The sequence below is a fragment of the Haloferula sp. genome (assembly GCF_049672945.1).
In the GTDB taxonomy this organism is placed as follows: Bacteria; Verrucomicrobiota; Verrucomicrobiia; order Verrucomicrobiales; family Akkermansiaceae; genus Haloferula.
The window spans coordinates 23,406-42,140 of record NZ_JBATWY010000174.1 but is presented as its reverse complement, the minus strand read 5'-3'; the positions used below and the strand labels follow the sequence as shown (position 1 = coordinate 42,140).

Below are 18,735 nucleotides of genomic sequence, written 5' to 3'. Positions count from 1 at the left end.
ATGAATCAACCTGCCCGCTGGACACTTTTCGGACTTGGCTTGCTGCTTTTTGCGCTGGCCTTGGTCGCGACCTATAGGAATTCGACGCCGCCCGAACATGTGCGGAACATTCCCGGCTATCAGCCTTGGGAAAAGGAGACGCTGCTGGTGGCGGAGACCATTCCGGTCCAGGACGGTGGAAGGGTCAAACCGCTGGCGACCTATGCCGGTTTCACGATGCTGCGGATGTATGGCGCCCGTTCGATGAAGCTGACGGCGGATGAGGGTGGCGAAGAGATCAGGATCAAACCTTTGGCGTGGCTGATGGATGCCTTCTTCCGCCCCCAGTATTCGATCAAGATGCCGTCCTTCAGGATTGAGGATTCGGAGATCCTGCGGGCGATCGGAGTGACGCCCGGCGAGCGGCGCGATCGATACAGCTACAGCGACATCGAACCGGGTCGGGACCGGCTCTTTGAGTTGGCGGGGAGTTATGGCGAGATCGAAGCGAATCGCCGTAATCCGATGGAAAAGCAGATCATGGCGCTGGCTTCGAATGTGCAGACCTATGAGCAGTTGCTCGGCACCTTCGGCATGGCGCGATCTGGCTTGGTCATGGACTCACTCGGTGGGGCGGAAGATCAACCCAAGCGGGCGGATGCCAGTTCGGTGATGGCCACCGCGGAGGTGATTCAGGGCGTGCTCCAAAGGAGTCAGGCCGAAGGGACTCCGATTCCGACTCACGTGCAGAACCTTCTTGAGCAGTTGATCAACGGTGCCAACGCGTCGAAGTTCGGGATGTTCGTTTTTCCTCCCGGAAACGAAGGGGATACCAAGTGGTTGAGTCCGGGTGAGCGGGTGATGAATGTGATGCAGATGACCACTCGTGAAGCGGAGCAGTCGATCGAGGACATCGCTTCGATGGAAGCGGTTGCTCGTGCCTTGCCTGAAAGCGAGGCCTCGTTCCGTGAGAAGCTCGGTGAATTCAAAGAGAATGTGGTTTCGCGGGCAGAGGCCCGGGGGGAATACAAGCACGTGCCTCTGGAGGCTGATTACTACCACAAGAACTGGTTCCTCTATGCACTGGTGTGGTTCCTGTTCGGGACGGTGCTGACGATCGGCATGTGGATGACCGGCCGCACGAAGGCCGGGAAGATTTTGGCGGGCGGCGTCTGGGTGACCACGATGCTCGGGCTGGTTTATACGATCATTCCCATCGTCAAGCGATGCATCATCATGGAGCGGCCTCCGGTCGGGAATCTCTACGACACGATCATCTTCATTGCTGCCGCGGTGATTATCTTTGGAGCTTTGACCGAGTTGCTGACGAAGCGTCGCTACGCGCTCGGCGTGTTGCCGATCGCGGGGGTGATGCTGATCCTGCTCGCGCGGATGTTCGAAGTGGGGGATGCGAAGGATCACATGGATCCTTTGATTGCGGTATTGCGTTCGAACTACTGGCTGACGACTCATGTGATCTCGATCACACTTGGTTACGCCGGTGGATTGGTAACCGCACTCTTGGGAATGGTTTACGTGCTCTTGCGCGGACTGCGATTGGACGGTGGCGACAAGGAATTGCGCCGTTCTTTGACGAGAGCGGTCTATGGGATGGTGTGCCTGACCTTGTTCCTCTCCTTGGTCGGTACGGTGCTTGGTGGCATCTGGGCCAATGACTCATGGGGTCGTTTCTGGGGCTGGGATCCGAAGGAGAATGGCGCGCTGATGATCGTGCTGGCGAATCTGGCGATTCTGCATGGACGCCTGGGTGGTTTTTTGCGCGAGTGGGGGATTCATCTAGCCGCGATTTTCATGGCCGCCATCGTGACCTTTTCATGGTGGGGTGTGAATCTTCTCGGGACCGGCCTGCATAGTTATGGCTTTGCCGAAGGCGGGCAGTATATCTGGCTGCTCTACGGTCTGGTCGGGATTTTCCTGCTCTTTGGCTTCGTCGCCCGTGCCCTGGAAAATGGCAGTAGGGCCGAGGAGGAACCAGCGCGGCGTCTCAAGAAGGCCGAGAGCTGATCGCCCGATGGCGAAAAGACCAGGGGGCGCGCTCAGGGAGGGCGCTACTTCCCGCAGGAGCAGTCGTCGCAATGACCTTTGCTGGGCTTCTTTCTCAAGGCACGAAAGAGAAAGGCGGCCAAGGTGAAGAGCACAATGCCGGCGGCGGCCCATGATTGCCAATCATCCATGTCAGAATCCTAGCATCGATCCGACTTGATACACCACCAAAGAGGCACCGGCGGCGAAGAAGGTCATGAAGAAGAATTGGCCAACCGCCCATTTCCATGAACCGGCCTCGCGGGCGACGACCGCGGAGGTGGGCAGGCATTGGAGGGCGTAGATGTAAAAGATGAGCAGGGAGATCACCGTCAGTGGCGTGAACATCCGGCTGCCGTCCGGCCAGGTCTGGGCCGCGAGGGTTTCGCGCAGGTTGATGTTGGTTTCCTCTTCATCATCACTTTCCTCCACCTGAAAGAGCTGGGCCATGGAGCCGACGAAGACTTCGCGAGCAGCGAAGGAGGTCAGGATGGCGGTGCCGGTGCGCCCGTCGAATCCCATCGGACGGACGACTGGTTCGATGACATTGGAGATGCGGCCGACGAGTGAGTGATTGAGTTGTTCGGCGGGGTCTTCACTGTCGGTCTTGGGGTAGGTCTGGGCCGCCCAGAGCAGGATCATCAAGCCGAGGATGACGGTGCCGGCCTTGCGCACGAATGCCCAGCCGCGGTCGAGGACATGACGGAAAATGTAGCCCCACTGAGGGGCGCGGTAAGGCGGGAGTTCGAGGATGAAGTGATGGGTGGTTTCATCAGGCCCTAGTCTGCGACGGAGAATCTTTGCCGCGAGAAAGGCGGTGAGTGTGCCAAGCACGTAGATGCCTGTTAGAATCAGTGCCTGCGTGAGGCCTCCCTCGCTTCCGCCGAGCAGCATGGGCACGAGCAGCAAATAGACGGGGAGTCGCGCCGAGCAGCTCATCCAGGGGGCGACGAAGATGGTGACGAGTCGTTCTTTCGCGGAGCCGATGGTGCGGGTCGCCATCACGCCGGGAATGGCGCAGGCGAAGGAGCTGAGCAGTGGGAGGAAGGCCTTGCCGCTTAGTCCGACCTTGGCCATGAGACCGTCCATGATGTAGGCGGCGCGCGCCATGTAGCCGGAGCTCTCAAGCAGGCCAATGAAGAAGAACAGCATCAGGATCTGCGGCAGGAAGACGATCACGGAGCCGACGCCACCGATGATGCCACCGGTGATGAGGTCGCGCAGATCGCCTTCGGCCATTGATCCCTCGACCAGTCCTTCGAGCCAGCCTTGACTCTCCTCGATCCATCCCATGGGAATGCCGGCCCACGAGAAGATCGACCAGAACACCGCGAGCATGATGCCGATCAGGAAAACCCAGCCGAGCACGGGATGGAGGAAGTAGGCGTCGAGACGGTCGGAAAGCGTGCCGGTGTGGGTACTCGGGCGACGAGCACCCATTTCGCAAATGCTGTAAGCGGTGGTGCGACGAGCCGCTTCTGGATCTTCCTCTTTCGTCCAAGGAGTGTCCGCTGCGGGAGGTAGCGGGTGGCGAATCGCCTGCTTGAGTTCGACGATGCCTTTGCCGGCGTTGGCTTGCATCGGAACGACCGGGACCCCGAGTTCTTCGGAAATTTTTTGGGGATCGAGACGCAGGCCGGACTTCTCGGCGAGATCGATCATGTTGAGCGCGATGATGACCGGGAGACCCGTCTCCATGATTTCCATGGCGAGGATCAGGTGGCGCTCGAGGTTGGAGGCGTCGACGACGCAGATGACAAGATTCGGCCGAGCCTTGCCTTCGATTTCTCCCAAGATGGCGTGGCGGGCGACCTGCTGATCCGGCGAATCTCCGTCGAGCGAGTAGCAGCCGGGAAGGTCCACGACCTTGAGCTTGCGACCGTGCGGAGTAAAGGTCTCACCGGTTTTGATTTCAACGGTGACTCCGGCGTAGTTGCCGATTTTGGCGGTCGAACCGGTCAGTGCATTGAAAAGCGTGGTCTTCCCGGCATTGGGATTGCCGGCCAGGGCGACCGTTTCGATGTTCTCCTCCATGATCGCCGAGGGCTCAGGCGGGGACTGGCGCGACCTTCACCTGGTGGGCGAGGTCTCGGCTAAGTGCCATTCTCGTGCCACAGACGGTGCAAATCAGATTGCGCCCGTTGGCCAGTTTGCGGACCTGCATGGTCTCACAAAAGCCGAGGCGCCGCAGTTGATCGCAGGCGGGACCTTCCAGCATTTTGATGTGGAAATCACAGCCGACTGTGGCCTGAGCGAGGCTTTGCAGGCTGTCAGTTTCCAAATCTTGTGCGAGCACTTGCGGCATGACTTCGTAAGGCTCCTGTAATTGAGACCGAGTTGCAACAAGAAAATGCTGGTAATCGCTGCAGAAGGGCGAACCAGCCGATCTTCAGGAGCTTCATACTCATCGAGGCTCTAGCTTGTATCGCGAAATGCGCGAATAGTACGGATTTCCAAAACGAATGGATAAAGGTTGGCGAATCCGGTCATGCACCCGAATTCGTAGGGTAGCTGGTCATCCTTTGAGGGCGTTTGATCGGGCGTGAAGTCTCTCTGACAGGGCTTCGAGAATTCAACTACCCGGCCTATTGCTGTCTGCCTGAATCCTTCTGGATTCTACGCAGATTCGTGGCTCAGGTTTTTGTTGCGGGATTTCAAGAGCAGGGCTTAGACTCGCGGCCCGCTTCCCCACCTGCGCTCAAAGATCGAGCTCCGGGATGGGATGCGGTTTTTCTGTATTTTTTGTCATGAATCCGGACCGCGCGACGCTGAACTTCCTCAATAGCTTTCCCGAAGAAGCCCGAACCCGTGGCGAAATGCTTCAACGTGAGGGCACGGTGACCCAGATTTTCGGAAACCACCTCTTCATTCAGGGCCGGGTTGAAGATGAGACCGGGACTTTCAGGACCAGTCTGCGCCTTCAGGGCAACCGCTGGTTTGGTTCGTGCACGGCTGAGGATGAGATGATCGCCGGGGCGTGCCAATACGCGACGATGATGGAGCGCATGCATCGGGGAGAAGACCTGCCCGAGTCACCGAACGAGTTCGATGACACGCCGATTCTCGACATCATCGAGGACAAGCTGGGTCGCGAGCTGGACGACAAGGAGGCGGATTTCGTTTCCAAGGTCGAGAAACGCTACCGTCGCTACGTTATCGAGGGTGAGATCCACGATCACGACATGGTTCGTCTGACCCCGCGCTGGGAGATCACGACCTACGAGCCGCTCGAGCTCTGGCCGATGCCGCCGGGTGACATTCTCGAATTCTGGAACTACCTCGGTTACGCTTTCTACAAGAAGAAGCTCCCTTATCCGGAGTTCATGAACGTGGTCACCGATTTGAACTATGTTCAGAAGAAGATGGCTGATTGGGAGCAGGAGCGCGAAGTCGCGGCCTGGTATGATCGGATCGAGCAGGTCAACGAAAGTCCTCCGGTTGGAAAGCCCGTGAAGATCGCCTTTCGCCTAGTGGCGACGATCAACGAGGCGCGCCTCGAGTGCAAGGAGGGGGAGGGTGAATGGCACCAGCTTCGGGAGAAGAACGACATTGAACGCCTGCTTCCGCTCTTCAACGAAGCGGCCTTGCGGATGGATGCGCCCAGTCAGGTGCTGTGGGAACACTTCCTCGCCTACTACCGGGAGTATGGAGACACGACTTTCGATTTCGACTCCGAGGATGCCTGCCGATTCATGAACCGGGTCTTCCGCCAGCCGGCGCTTCAGGGTTACCTGGTGAACCTTGATGAGAATGAGTTCAAGGTGGTCGACAAGGCGCTGCGCTGGATCTGTGAAGACAACCCCTATGATCCTAGTAGTTTCGCGATTCAATTGGTGACCGACGAAGGCGAGCATGTCTCCCACTCGGTGCGGATGTTGCCGGGCCGTCAGGAGTTGTATCAATCGGACGAGACCGTTTTCCCGGGACCTCCGCGTTGGCTTGAGGATACCGAGGTGATGCCGCGCTACGACATCCCGAAGAAGGTGATCGACTCGCTGGAAGGTGTGGAGTTTCTCCGCAAGATCGGTGCCTCGCTTCCCGAGTCGCTCAAGAAGCGGGTGGTCGATCTTGAACTCAAGCCGCGTTTCGAGCTCAAGCTTGTCGCAGGCCTGACCGCTGCCGAAACCGAGCATCTGGTCATCGAAGTCACGGCGATCGAAGCCAAGGACCGCCGGAAGGAAAAGTTGGTCAAGGAAGGATGGGAGCTGGTCGAACAGAAGACCCTCAAGGGCAAGCAGCTGCTGCGTTTCGCGCGCGAAGAGCTCTATGCGGTTCCCGGTATTCTCGAAGAGATGGGTCTGACCTACGACGAGAAGCTCGACGCCTTCAAATCCCGGATCACCAAGCAGTTCCCTGAGAAATTTGCCGAGTGGATTGCCGCCATGCCGGACACACTTGAGCTGGATATCGACACTCGACTGAAGTCGATTCTCGCGGACCCAGTCACCGCAGCTGTCCGTTTCGAGGTGGTGAATCAGGACATCGACTGGTTCGATCTCAAGATCGTCATCGACGTCGAGGGTGTGAATCTTTCCAAAGCCCAGATCCGCCAGCTCGTCGCTGCCCGTGGTGGCTATGTCCGCATGGAGGATGGCTCGTGGATGCGCCTCGAGATCAAGCTCGACCCGGAACAGCGCGATGCCGTTACCCGTCTGGGACTCGATCCTTTCGACCTCTCTGGCGAAACCCACCGGATGCATGCCCTCCAGCTCGCCGATCCGAAGGCGGCCGAGGTTTTCGATCCGAAAGCCTGGAAGCGAATCAAGGACAGCGCCGGAGAAATCACCATCGAAGTCAAACCGGATGTGCCGGCGAGTCTCGATGCAACACTTCGTCCCTATCAGATCGAAGGTTACCAATTCCTCGCCTACCTCGCGACCAATCGCTTTGGTGGAATCCTTGCCGATGACATGGGTCTCGGAAAAACGATCCAATCGCTCTGTTATATCCTGTGGCTTCTTGAGTCGCGGGAAAAAGCCAAGGAGCCTCATCGTCCTGCCTTGATCGTTTGTCCGAAGTCGGTTCTCGATGTGTGGGACAGTGAGGGTCAGAAATTTGCCAAGGGCATCCGCTCGAAGATCCTGCGCAATCGCGACGATCTCGATGTGAAGCACATTCAGGAGAATGTCGACATGCTGATTCTCAACTACGCGCAGCTCCGCGTTTGCGGTGACCTGCTCAACGAGATCAAGTGGCTGACGGTCATTCTCGACGAGGGCCAGCAGATCAAGAACCCGGATTCGAAGGCCGCCAAGTGCGCGCGTGAGCTGGATGCTGGCAATCGCCTGGTGCTGACGGGAACGCCAATTGAAAACCGCCTGCTCGACATGTGGTCGCTGATGGCCTTCGCGATGCCTGGGGTGCTTGGAAGTCGTGCCTACTTCAAGAAGCGCTTCGACAAGCGCAAAGATCCGCTTTCACAGAACCGTCTGGCCGCCCGACTGCGTCCGTTCCTACTGCGTCGGACGAAGCTCCAGGTGGCGCAGGATCTGCCGCCGCGGACGGAGGAAGAAGTCTACTCGAAGATGGAGGGTATTCAGCAGGACCTCTACAAGGCCGAGCTGAAACGCATTCAGAAGGCGCTGCTCGGGCTCGATTCCGACGAGGCGGTGAAAAAGAACTCGTTCGCGATTCTCCAGGGGCTGATGCGTCTGCGCCAGATTTGCTGTCACCCCGGCCTGATCGATCCGAAGTATCTGAAGGAAGAGAGCGCCAAGATGGAGTCGCTGTTCTATCTGCTCGATCAGCTTTATGAAGAGGGCCACAAGGTGCTCGTCTTCTCGCAGTTCGTGTCGATGCTCGACCTGATCAAGGCGCGTCTCGAGCTCGAAGCCCGTCCCTTCCACTACCTCACCGGCCAGACCAAGGACCGGAAGGGGGAGATCGAAAGCTTCCAGACCACCAAGGACGCCTCGGTGTTCATGCTTTCGCTCAAGGCGGGCGGTGCCGGTCTGAACCTGACCTCCGCGTCCTACGTCATCCTTTACGATCCATGGTGGAACCCTGCCGTGGAAAATCAGGCGATCGACCGGACGCACCGGATCGGTCAGAAAAACAAGGTCATCGCCTACCGCTTGCTGACTCGCGACACGGTCGAGGAAAAGATCCGGATCCTGCAGCACCAGAAGACGCAGCTCGTGACCAACGTGCTCGGCGACGAGGGATTTGCATCGAATCTGGGACTCGATGATCTGCAGTTCATTCTCAACCACGGTGGAGAGGACGAGGAGGATCTTCCCAAGCCCGCGAAAAAGGTGGTGAAGAAGGCTGTCGTCAAGACCGCCCCCAAAAAGACGGCGAAGAGCAAGGAATGAGCTTGGAGCGATTGCCCGATGCCTTCCGGAAGACTGATTCCGGGAGGTGATGGGTTTTTGCGGGGAAATTCCTCTGCTGATTGATTTCGCGCGAATGGAGCGTATAATCAGTCATAGTGAAAAAGCTTCTGACTCTAATATTTGCCGCGGTTTCGGGGATTTATCTCCTGACGGTTGGGATAGCGCCCGACCCACTGCCGTTTCTTGACGAGGCCACGGCACTGCTGATTTTCGTCAAATCGATGTCAGCGCTGGGCTTCGATATCTCAAGATTTCTTCCGTTTATGGGCAAAAAGACGACCAAGGAGACGAGTGGGAAAGGTCCCGTGGTTGATGTCTGACAAAGCTGGCTGACCGGCTTGTCGCGCTTTACGAAATATCGTTCGATTTTCAGCGTAGAACCACCTGACAATGTCCGATCAAGAACTACCCGAGCCTGCTCCGTCCAAAACCCGTGCCGGATTCCTGACGGCATTCGGGATTGCCGCGATTATTGGAATGGTTGCAATGCCGTGGCTCGCCGGTGAGCCATCCGAGGAGGCGGTTTCTCAATGGGGAAAATTCGTCGGACGCTTCCATCCGGTGCTGCTCCATCTGCCGATTGGGATGCTTTCGTTGGTGATCCTGATGGAGCTGGGAAAGCTGTTCCGCAAGGACAAGGGATCCTCAACTTTGGTGCCTGCTTTTTTCACCGCCGTTTCGGCAGTGGCAGCGGTGATCGCGGGATTTCTTCTCTATCAGTCCGGTGGATACAGCGGTGATTTGATCGAGGATCACCTTTGGTGGGGAATTGGTTTTGCCTGCGCGATGGTAGCGGCATTCGTCGTCAAAAGCTGGGTGGACCTCGCCGGGGGGAAAGGAAATTTCCTCTACGTGCTGATGCTTTTGGGAAGCGCTGGCGTGATGACGGTCGCCAGTCATGACGGAGGATCGATCACCCATGGGAAAAATTTTCTTCGCGAGGAAGAGCCGGATGAAGTCCGCGCTTGGGTGAACCAGATTCCAGGCGTGAAGCAGCTTCCGCTCCGGAATGCGCCCGCTGCCGAAGATGGCGTTCCGCCAGAAGATGGTGAGCCGCTGAAAGGTGATGCCGAAGAACCGGTGAAGCCATCGGTTGCCGTCGAGGATCAGGTTGTCTTCACGCATCTCGTTCAGCCGATCTTCGAGCAGAAGTGTGTGTCCTGTCACGGCGAGGAGAAGCAAAAGGGCAAGTTGCGGATGGATAGCTATGAGGCTTTGCTTGTTGGCGGCAAGGAAGGCGAAGGCTTTGAGCCGGGCAATGCTCTGGATAGCAATATCATCTATCGCATTCATCTTCCCGAAGATGACGACGAGCACATGCCGCCTGAGGGCAAGGAGCAGATCGAAGACTACGAGTTGGTGATCCTTGAATGGTGGATCGACAGTGGTGCCTCGCCTGATGCGAAGCTCTCCGAAGTCGAAATCCCTGAGCCGGTGAAGGCGGCCATCGCCAGGATCGTGCCGCCCGAAGTGCTGAAAGCGAAAGAGGAAGCCAAGAAAGAGGAGGCGAGCAAGGAGGACGAGCAGCGTGAAGCTCTAACCGCCAAAGTCGAGAAGCTGCGGGAGGATTTTCCGTCGGCTTTGAATTTCGAATCGCAAAGTTCAAGTGGTCTGACGTTCACGGCGGTGAGCATGCGTCAGAAGTTCTCGGATGAGGAGCTTGCCAAATTGGAGCCGGTGATGGGCGACTTGGTGACTTTGGATCTATCGGCGACGAAGGTGAGTGACAAAGGGATTGCTTCGCTTGCCGGTGCCAAGAGGCTTCGCATGCTGAGGCTTCCTGAGACCGAGGTGAGCGATGCTTCTCTGGAGGTGATTGCGGGTTTGGTGGAGTTGGAATCCCTGAATCTCTATGGCACGGCGGTCACGACGAGTGGAGTTTCCAAGCTTGCCGACCTGCCGAAGTTGAAGAGTCTCTACCTCTGGCAGACGCAGGTGGATGAGGCGGGTTTGGAAGAGCTACGCAAGAAGATGCCCGATTGCGAGATTGTGATGGGGCTTTGATGTCCGAATGGCTCAGCGCTATGGAGAAGGAGTTTGTAGCTCCTTTCGCCCAACCCCCGGACCGCCTTACCCCTCTTCCACCGCAAAGGACTTAAAAAGTCCTTCTCCGTATTTCTCTCAGCGCTACGGAGAAGGAGTTTGTAACTCCTTTCGCCCAACCCCAGGACCGCCTTACCCCTCTTCCGCCGCAAAGGACTTAAAAAGTCCTTCTCCGTATTTCTCTATTCCGCGCTTTTGGCGATGCGCAGGAGCTTTGCTTCGCCGAGGTGGGGGCCGAGGATCTGGAGGCCGACGGGGAGCTGCTTGTCGCCGTCTGCGGGGACGGTGCCGCAGGGGACGGAGATGGCGCAGATGCCGGCGAGGTTGGCGGCAATGGTGTAGATGTCGGAGAGATACTCGGTAAGCGGGTCGTCACTGTTTTCCCCGAGCTTGCGCGCGGGTGAGGGGGTTGCTGGGGAAAGGATGGCATGAGCTTGTCCATGATGAGCGAATTGGATCATCGAGCCTCGGCCCCGCGCCAGGCGATCAGTTCGCGGGGAGTGGAGGGCTTTCAAGCTTGAAGAAAAATCTCGGGAGTTCGGCACTGTCCGCTGGCATTTCGATCCGGAACGCGGGGCTCGATGACACCACGCGAACCTCGACGCCCGGCGGAGGCTCCTCACTCCAGTTCCTGAGGTCGGTGCTGAAGAGGAGCTTTGAAATGGGAAGGTTCGTCTGGGAGGAAAGTGCTACATCCATACCGTAATATCGGATGCCATTCCAAATCTGCGGAGTGCGCCAGTTGTGCCACGTTTTTTCGATAGGCAGGAAGAAATCGTCCCACACCAAAAGATCAGAATGGTCGGAGGGATCGGTTGGTTTCAACGACGATGTGCGGCCGAATTCCTGTATCTCGTGAACGGCGCTGGATCTGTTTCTTGCGATCCAACCGACATTGAGAAAATAGGCAAGTTCGGGTGCGGATCTCGAAAGGGAGCTCAGGTCGAAGGTGACATCTGGACGGTGCAATGGTGCAATGTCCCGTGCTTCCCAGTAAGTCATGCCCGAAGGGACGGGAATGTTCGTCCATTCGTTGGTTGCAATGTTGTAGAGCAGAATCGTGTCCTGAGAAATGAACAGGAGCTCATCATGGGTGAACGGGCTTAATGCGGGAGAGAACCTGTAGTAGGTCGCGGGAACTTTTACGAGGAAGGTGGACAGGTCCTCAATCGAAGTAAGGCTGAAGACTCCGTCCAGGGATGGGTCGCCATAGCCATAGTTGGAGTAGATTGAAGGTACTGCGTAGCCGTTCTCGAGCGGGATGTTTCCGACTGGGATGGCAACGATCAGATTGAAATCCCAATCCTCAATTCCTCGTTTGGTGACGAGATACTGGCCGAAGGATCTGAGCGCGCGAAATTCGGATCGCCGCAGTCGCTGTGATGGTAGGTCGTAGTCGAATTGACCTATCCTCATGGAGTTCCGGTGGATCATGAGATTGCTTGTGTTTCCGTCGCCGAAAGACGGAACTTCGAGCTTCTTCCATCCACCGTTGCTTTCGGAAACGAGAATGTAGTCGACCTCACTAAAGTTGAAGCCGTAGGTCACGACATAGCGGCCGGTCCCATCCTTCCAAAAGCTGCGTGGCTGCTCCCAATATGACTGCGGAATGGGGATGGTTTTGCTGATTTGCCCGTCGCGACCAAATTCAATGAGGCTGAATCCCTTCCTGGCGAGGAACTTCTGTTCTGATTCGGCGGCCAGCGGGTGGATGACGACTTGGTGGGGAGATGTCTGGATCGAGCCTCCCGGACCGGTGATCACAAGATGATAGGAACCATTGTCCGACGGCTCGGCCTCTGGCAGTTCCAGATTCAAGGAAACCTGGGAGGGAAGCGGGATTCCGTCTTTGTACCATTGAGATGAGAACGGCCCCGATCCCGAGTACTGGGGATAGACGACCAAGTCGTCTCCCTCGACCCCCTCGCTGGATGAGATTGGAATGATCGCGGCAGGAGGAAAGGAATGAGTGTCTGGTGCAGGGGCCAACTCTGCATTGGTTTTCCAGAGAGCCACACCATGGCTCAGACCTACCTCGGTCATTTCGAATCCTGTCGTGACGGGGTCAAGCGAGCGAACCTGGTGCGAGAGTCTTCTCCGCTGCAGTTCCTGCCCGCTTGAGGCGTCGTAGGCGATGACCCAGTTCACGGGGCCGGCCTCATCGAGAATGATGAGCCGATCGCATGCAAAGCAGACGTCGACAGGTGAGATGCAGTTCAAATGGATGGTCTCACTCAGTTCGAAAATGCTGCGAAGTCCGCCCGGCCAGGTGAAGAGGCGGTCCAGTTCCGGAGCGACACAGAGCTGCAGTCGGGATGCTGCGGAATCGAGAGTGACTTCTTCCGAGAAGTCCGTTCCGGAAAACGAAATCACCGCCTTATTGCCTTCGGTCCGTGTGAAGGAAACAGAGTCCTGTGGGGCCGGAAGGCTTGCCATGATCGACGGAAAAATCGCGCCGGGAGTGTTCGTCAGAGGGTTCCCTCCAAGGTCGTAGGTCGTTGACGTGGCGGGTGAAATGACCCGAACAAGGGAGTCTTCCCATGAAACGGAGTGGCTGTCGGGATTGACTGGAATCGCGGCAAGTACTTGCGAGGACTCTCCATCGATCAGATTCACTTCGAGTCTGCCTGATTCCATGACGACGAGCACTGCTGCACGGCGTTGATCCGCTGATATCGCGTGCTGGAGATAGTATCCGGTGAGCGGAATCATCGCATTTGAGGTTGTGGTGATGAGCTTCTTCGAATCTCTCGGCTGATGCCAACGCACACCGGACGGGGTCGACCAGAACCAGTCGGGTAGAGATGTCGGGATCGTTTTCTCAATCGGTTCGAATCCGAGGGTGCTCAGTTCCACGCTTCGCTCCTTCCAGACGGAGTCGTCATTCCGGTCGAACCTGAACAGGTGCAGGTATTCCCGGCCGCCTGCGGCAAAGGATTCACCGGGTTGCATACTCACGTTCCCTTGGTAGGAGAGGAAGTGGTTCTGCAGGTAGATCCGGCGGCTCTGCTGCAGGAGGAAATGCCCGGAGTCCGAGAGTCCGAATAGATGCCATCCCAGGTTGACCCGGATGGGCGAGTCGAGTTGTTGGCGTTTCATGCGCCATCCATGATCATCCATGACGTAGTCCGAGTCGGGAATCGGAACGAACCGAGACGCTCCGGATGATGGGGGGGTGGCGACTTCAGAAACTTCAAAGCGACCAGGTGCCCACTCGTCGAGTCGGACGAGGTTTCCGAAGGATCCGGCCTGCTTGTTGTAGACCTGGCGCGAATCTTCCGAGAGAAAGACCGGCCCGATAGGCATTGATGTCATGGGCGAGGTGATGGCAGGGCCATGAACTTCGCCCTCCTCGAATCTCAGGCTGTGGATTCCTGCGGGGTAGGTTTGGGTGGCGAAGTGGAGTCGGTTGCCCGAGGTCCAGAAAGCCCTCACCTGCGAAACCCCCGGTCCCAATTCCAACCGGCTTGTTGTGCCGGGACCAGCGGGATGGTGAAAGATTCCGCGATCATTTCCGAAAAACAGCCCGAGGGGTGAGACGAAGAAGTTTGGGCAAGCTTCGGGAAGCTGAAGTTTGAGGTCGGGTAGCCATGCTTTCTCCGACAAGGAATAGCGACGAACCAAATTCCGACCCGGATCGCGGAGATAGACCACGTCGCCATACCGTTTGGCGACTTCGTTGCCCTTCCATGCCCATGAAACATGGCTCAGCCATTCACTTTCCTGCTCCGCTTCCGGACCACTGCTTTTCAACAGGACCAGGCGGTATTGGGATCTCCCCTCCAGTTGTGCCGAGATATCCAGATAGTGGCTCACGTCGGAGCCGAAGACTCCAAGACGCTGCCATTCACTTGAGATCGAGCCCCGTTTTTCCAGCGCAACCTCGAAGGCGCCGTTGTTGACCAGTGACCTCCAGGATATACCAACAAGTCCGAAATCGACGAATTCGAAATCAATATGGGAGGACATCGTGCTGCCGGGATCCCGGGTCGAAACGGCGGTCGGCGGGGAGGCGGTGCCGGAAAAGTTTCCGCGTCTGGCGAGAATCGTGTACTCGTATTCGGTGCCACCGGCAGCGGAGGCGTCGATGAAAGCAGTGGAGTCGGCGGCAACATCAAATGTTAGAGTTTCGTTGCTGACCGTGTTGCGCCTCGTGATCCGGAATCCGGTCTCTTCGCTCAGAAGGTCGTCCCAATGGAGTTGGACGCCCGAGCCGGGAGTCCAGGAGGCATTCAAGCGGAAGGGGTTTCCATCAAGCGCTCCGATGGATTTGGTCGTGGTATGAGTCTCCAGATTGGAGGCTGGAGAACGAAATCCTCCCCGGATTCCGGTAAAACGAACCTGGTACTGCCAGCCGGATACCAATCCGTCGATTTCGATCAGAGCGGCGTCACCCGGGTGACACGAATGGGGAATCCAAGGCTTCTCGATTGACGATGTGCGTCGGTATTCGGCAATGATCGCGTCGTTGCTTGTTAGACCCGCGCCGATGCTGAAAGTGAGCGAAGTCCGTTCTTTCGCCGTGAGGCTGATGCCGGCAGGATCCATTGGGGGCAACACCGTTCGCGGATCGGGTTTGAGCGATGAGTCGAGGGAGATGAACCATGGCTTTCCCTCATCCTGAACAACCACAGTCAGACCTGAACCATGCCGGTGGAGTGCCACAGGGCGACCCGGAAACTGTTTCCTTTCGGAGGCCCAGTAGTAGGGGCCGGGCCGGACCTCGAGAATCGTGGTGTTGCCGGAGCCAGCCCTGAGTGTGACCAGTTGCTTATCGTCGGTCCAGACGGCTGCGGCCACCCGGTTTTCGAATCGGGCGATCCTGCGCCCGGGATCCTGTCCCCATACGCTTTCGGCGGTGGCGACCAGGTCTCCACCGGGTGCCACGGAGACGAATGTCGGATTTCCATCCGAGACGAGGCCTTCGAAGACGGAACTCACCATTTCGATACCTCCTCCGTCAGTTGCTACGAATTTCTTGATGGTGCGGGTGCCTTCCATCGCATGGAGGGTCCGACTCACATCATCCCATGCTCCATCAGTCGTGATGTCGCCCTGAAGCGGTGCCTCAACAATCTCACCATTGAGGGCATTCCAGCCGATTTGGAAGTCATTGACGCTATCAAGCGAGAGCATCCATGCCGTATCTGTGGCGGCTCGGTGGAGGATGTGTGTGTAGTTGTGGGGCGCGGCCGCACCGACACTCCAAGAGGCGCGAGGATTGAAGTCGGCGAAACTCGGTGGTTCTGCGCGGTTTTCAGGCGCAAAACCAATCCGGTTGATGCTATCGAACGCATGAACGCGTCCACGGGATGGCAGCTGAATGGAAAAGTGGAAGTCTCCGAGGCTGGGATCAAAAACGTGGGCTTGTCTGGAGGCCGGGCCACTCAGGACGAGCCTCCCGTCCGCAAGGCCCTGCACGTGCCCGAACGAATAGGGATTGTAGGGCTCCGGCGGAAGAATGACGGGTGGATTGCGGAGTGGTTCGTCAGTGAGGACGATCACCAATCCTTGGCGGCGAGCGTCAACGCAGGTGACCGTGTGACCACTGGATGCGAGAGCGGTAAACTCGGAGGAGTGGCTGAATTCCTCGATGAGGTTTCCCTCATGGTCGAGAAATCGGATCGTATCTCCAACGGCGATGGCGTGAATCCCGAGTGAAATGGAGTCGGCGGCATTGATCGAAGTCCCCGCATCAATTCGAACTTCTCCTGTCGCAAGATCACGCAGCGACCCGTCTGAAAACCAGGCCCTCCGTCCGCCACGGCAGATCCACATGGCATCGCCGGACGCAGCTTGTCTCAGGCGGGGCATGCTCCAGTAACTCGGGCTTCGGTCACCCCTTAGAGAAATGACGCAGACCTCCCAGCTTGCCGCACCGGACCGGAATCCGGCGAGCACGCCTTCGTCGACGCGGTGATCCCATATCCATGCGCCTGAGTCAGCAGGTTCGGGGAGTGTCCCGAGCTCTCGCCCATCGAAGCGGTCGAGAATCGCGAAAGCGGCCCCGGGACGGGCGAGGAGCAGGTCGCGATCAGACAGGATCAAGTCGCTGACCGCTTGGGTGCTGGAGTGGAAGTTGACAGCCGTGCCGTGGGCCACTGAAACCTTAACCTGGTTTGACTTAAGATAGAATGCTTGAGCCTGGTCCGCCGTGAACTGCTCGCAATTCGTGAAAACGTTCGTCCTGGTGGCCGTCGAGCCGTCCCATCGGTATAGTTCGACATTTCCTGAAGCTCTGACCATAAGGTCATCTCCAAGGATGGACCGATTCCGAGCCCCTGCCTGACTGGTGGCGGCAAGAGTAAAAACCAACACGAACAAAAGTAGCAGCTGTGAACTCATGATGGCGGGCGTGTCGATTTTGCCAGATGGTGGGCTAAACTTAAGTCTTTGGGACGACAAGGGAAACATGGCGAGCTTGTATTTGCTCGTCAATAGCGGTTGAGCGTCCCCGACAAATGGCTTCCTCGAAAGGCAGATTTGCTCGGCCTCCTATGGAGACTCAGGTCTTGGTGCGAGCGCGTGCACTCTACTCGGCGCTCTTGGCGATGCGCAGGAGTTTTGCTTCGCCGAGGTGGGGGCCGAGGATCTGGAGGCCGACGGGGAGTTGCTTGTCGCCATCTGCCGGGACGGTGCCGCAGGGGACGGAGATGGCGCAGATGCCGGCGAGGTTGGCGGCAATCGTGTAGATGTCGGAGAGATACTCGGTAAGCGGGTCGTCACTGTTTTCCCCGAGCTTGCGGGCGGGTGAGGGGGTTACTGGGGAAAGGATGGCGTCGACCTTTTCGAAGGCCTGTTCGAAGTCGCGACGGATCAAGGTGCGGACCTTCTGGGCGCGGCTGTAGTAGGCGTCGTAGTAACCGGAGGACAGCACGTAGGTGCCGAGAATGATGCGGCGCTTCACTTCCGGGCCGAAGCCTTCTTCGCGCGATTTGCAGTAAAGTTCGAGCAGGTCGCCGTGGTCGCTACTACGATGGCCGTAGCGAATGCCGTCGAAACGCGATAGATTCGATGACGCTTCCGCAGGGGCGATGATGTAGTAGGTAGCGACGGCGTATTCGGTGTGAGGGAGCGAGATTTCGACAAGCTCGGCACCGGCGGCTTCGAGTTTCTTCGTGGCGGCTTCGACCTTTTCGCGCACGGCGGGATCGATACCTTCACCGAAGTATTCCTTCGGGAGGCCAAGCTTGAGGCCGACGACACCGTCGTTCAGACCTGAAAGGAAATCGGGGACTTCGGTATTAAGTGAAGTGGAGTCGCGGGTGTCGTGACCGGCGATTGCTTGGAGAAGCAAGGCGGAGTCCTCGACGCTGCGAGTGAGTGGTCCGATCTGATCAAGCGAGGAGGCAAAGGCAACGAGTCCGTAGCGGGAGACGCGGCCATAGGAAGGCTTGAGGCCGACGACTCCGCAATGGGAAGCGGGCTGGCGGATTGAGCCACCGGTGTCGGATCCGAGCGTGGCGATGGCGATGTCGGCAGCGACGGCCGCAGCGGAACCGCCGGAAGAGCCGCCCGGGATGCGTGCGGGATCGTGAGGATTGAGAGTGCGGCCGAGGGCGGAATTCTCGGTGGACGAACCCATCGCAAACTCGTCCATGTTCAGTCGGCCGAAGGGAATCGCTCCGGCGGCCTTCAACTTGCTGGTGACGGTGGCGTCGTAGGGTGAGGTGTAGCCCTTTTCAAGATAGCGGGAGCCGCAGGTGCAGGGCTGGCCGAGGACGTTGATGTTGTCCTTGATGCCGATGGGGATGCCGCCGAGTGGCAGCGAAAGGTCGGCATTCGACGCTGCAGCCTTGGCGGCATCGAGATCGTGAGAGAGGTAGGCGCCGAGCTCTGGATCGCGGGCGGAAATCGCTGCGGCGAGATCGTCGAGGATGTCGGTGGCTTGGATCTCGCCGGCGGTAAGCTTGCGGCGGAGTTCGGCAATGGTGGCGGTCGCGAGGGACATGGTCGTCAGGCGTCGGCGATGACTTTGGGAACCCGGATCTGCTGCTGGGCCTGATCCGGGGCATTTTGAAGAACCGCCTGCTGGGTGAGGCTGGTGCCGGGGACATCCTCGCGCATGACGTCATAGACGGGGACCGGGTGGGCGGTGGGTTCGATCCCCTCCACATTCAGGCGGCTCAGGCTTTCTGCGTAGCTGAGAATGGAGTCCAGCTGGGGCTGGAAAGTCGCGCACTCCTCGTCACTCAATTCGAGCCGAGCGAGGCTGGCGACGTAGCGGACGTCGATATGTTCGGTGGCCATCGGGCCGGGAGTAAAGGGGAGGCAGCCGCTTGGGGCAAGCATTGGAAGGGCGTGTGCGGCCGGACTTGTCAGCTGGGTCCGGCTT

11 protein-coding genes are annotated in these 18,735 nt (G+C 58.1%); 4 read left to right on the top strand and 7 right to left on the bottom strand.

The features are described 5' to 3' along the window. Complete coding sequence (locus WBG04_RS15645) at window positions 1-2,004, top strand: cytochrome c biogenesis protein (RefSeq protein ID WP_424315392.1); 2,004 nt, start codon at window positions 1-3, stop codon at window positions 2,002-2,004. Window positions 2,005-2,048: 44 nt separating this feature from the next. Here the strand turns inward: WBG04_RS15645 and WBG04_RS15640 are convergent, their stop codons facing one another. From WBG04_RS15640 to WBG04_RS15630, 3 genes are read right to left on the bottom strand one after another with little or no spacing between them, the layout of a single operon-like run. Further along, window positions 2,049-2,174: a hypothetical protein gene (locus tag WBG04_RS15640; RefSeq protein WP_424315391.1), complete on the bottom strand. Its 126-nt coding sequence runs from the start codon at window positions 2,172-2,174 to the stop codon at window positions 2,049-2,051. Between the two features lies 1 nt (window position 2,175). Further along, window positions 2,176-4,056, bottom strand: coding sequence for a ferrous iron transporter B (gene feoB / locus WBG04_RS15635; RefSeq protein WP_424315390.1), 1,881 nt, complete (start codon window positions 4,054-4,056; stop codon window positions 2,176-2,178). Between the two features lie 13 nt (window positions 4,057-4,069). Beyond that, window positions 4,070-4,327 (bottom strand): FeoA domain-containing protein, encoded by a 258-nt coding sequence (locus WBG04_RS15630; protein ID WP_424315389.1) that lies wholly within the window; start codon window positions 4,325-4,327, stop codon window positions 4,070-4,072. 442 nt (window positions 4,328-4,769) lie between these two features. Here WBG04_RS15630 and WBG04_RS15625 point away from each other — a divergent pair, with 442 nt between their 5' ends. The 3 genes from WBG04_RS15625 to WBG04_RS15615 all read left to right on the top strand — a co-directional run bounded on the left by WBG04_RS15625 (window position 4,770) and on the right by WBG04_RS15615 (window position 10,361). Continuing rightward, window positions 4,770-8,336 (top strand): DEAD/DEAH box helicase, encoded by a 3,567-nt coding sequence (locus WBG04_RS15625; protein ID WP_424315388.1) that lies wholly within the window; start codon window positions 4,770-4,772, stop codon window positions 8,334-8,336. Window positions 8,337-8,452: 116 nt separating this feature from the next. Beyond that, entirely contained in the window at window positions 8,453-8,677 is a 225-nt protein-coding gene (locus tag WBG04_RS15620; RefSeq protein ID WP_424315387.1) for a hypothetical protein, read from the top strand. 70 nt (window positions 8,678-8,747) lie between these two features. After that, the gene (locus WBG04_RS15615) at window positions 8,748-10,361 is read left to right on the top strand and encodes a c-type cytochrome domain-containing protein (protein WP_424315386.1); all 1,614 of its coding nucleotides are present in this window, start codon (window positions 8,748-8,750) and stop codon (window positions 10,359-10,361) included. A 221-nt stretch (window positions 10,362-10,582) separates the two neighbouring features. Here the strand turns inward: WBG04_RS15615 and WBG04_RS15610 are convergent, their stop codons facing one another. The 4 genes from WBG04_RS15610 to gatC form a co-directional block, all read right to left on the bottom strand. Further along, complete coding sequence (locus WBG04_RS15610; protein WP_424315385.1) at window positions 10,583-10,861, bottom strand: amidase family protein; 279 nt, start codon at window positions 10,859-10,861, stop codon at window positions 10,583-10,585. A gap of 25 nt (window positions 10,862-10,886) precedes the next feature. Beyond that, entirely contained in the window at window positions 10,887-16,745 is a 5,859-nt protein-coding gene (locus tag WBG04_RS15605; RefSeq protein WP_424315384.1) for a hypothetical protein, read from the bottom strand. A 187-nt stretch (window positions 16,746-16,932) separates the two neighbouring features. After that, window positions 16,933-18,351 carry an Asp-tRNA(Asn)/Glu-tRNA(Gln) amidotransferase subunit GatA gene (gatA, locus tag WBG04_RS15600; RefSeq protein WP_424315383.1) on the bottom strand — a complete coding sequence of 473 codons (1,419 nt, stop codon included), beginning with the start codon at window positions 18,349-18,351 and terminating at the stop codon, window positions 16,933-16,935. A 5-nt stretch (window positions 18,352-18,356) separates the two neighbouring features. Further along, window positions 18,357-18,650: an Asp-tRNA(Asn)/Glu-tRNA(Gln) amidotransferase subunit GatC gene (gene gatC / locus WBG04_RS15595; protein WP_424315382.1), complete on the bottom strand. Its 294-nt coding sequence runs from the start codon at window positions 18,648-18,650 to the stop codon at window positions 18,357-18,359. Window positions 18,651-18,735: the final 85 nt, after the last annotated feature.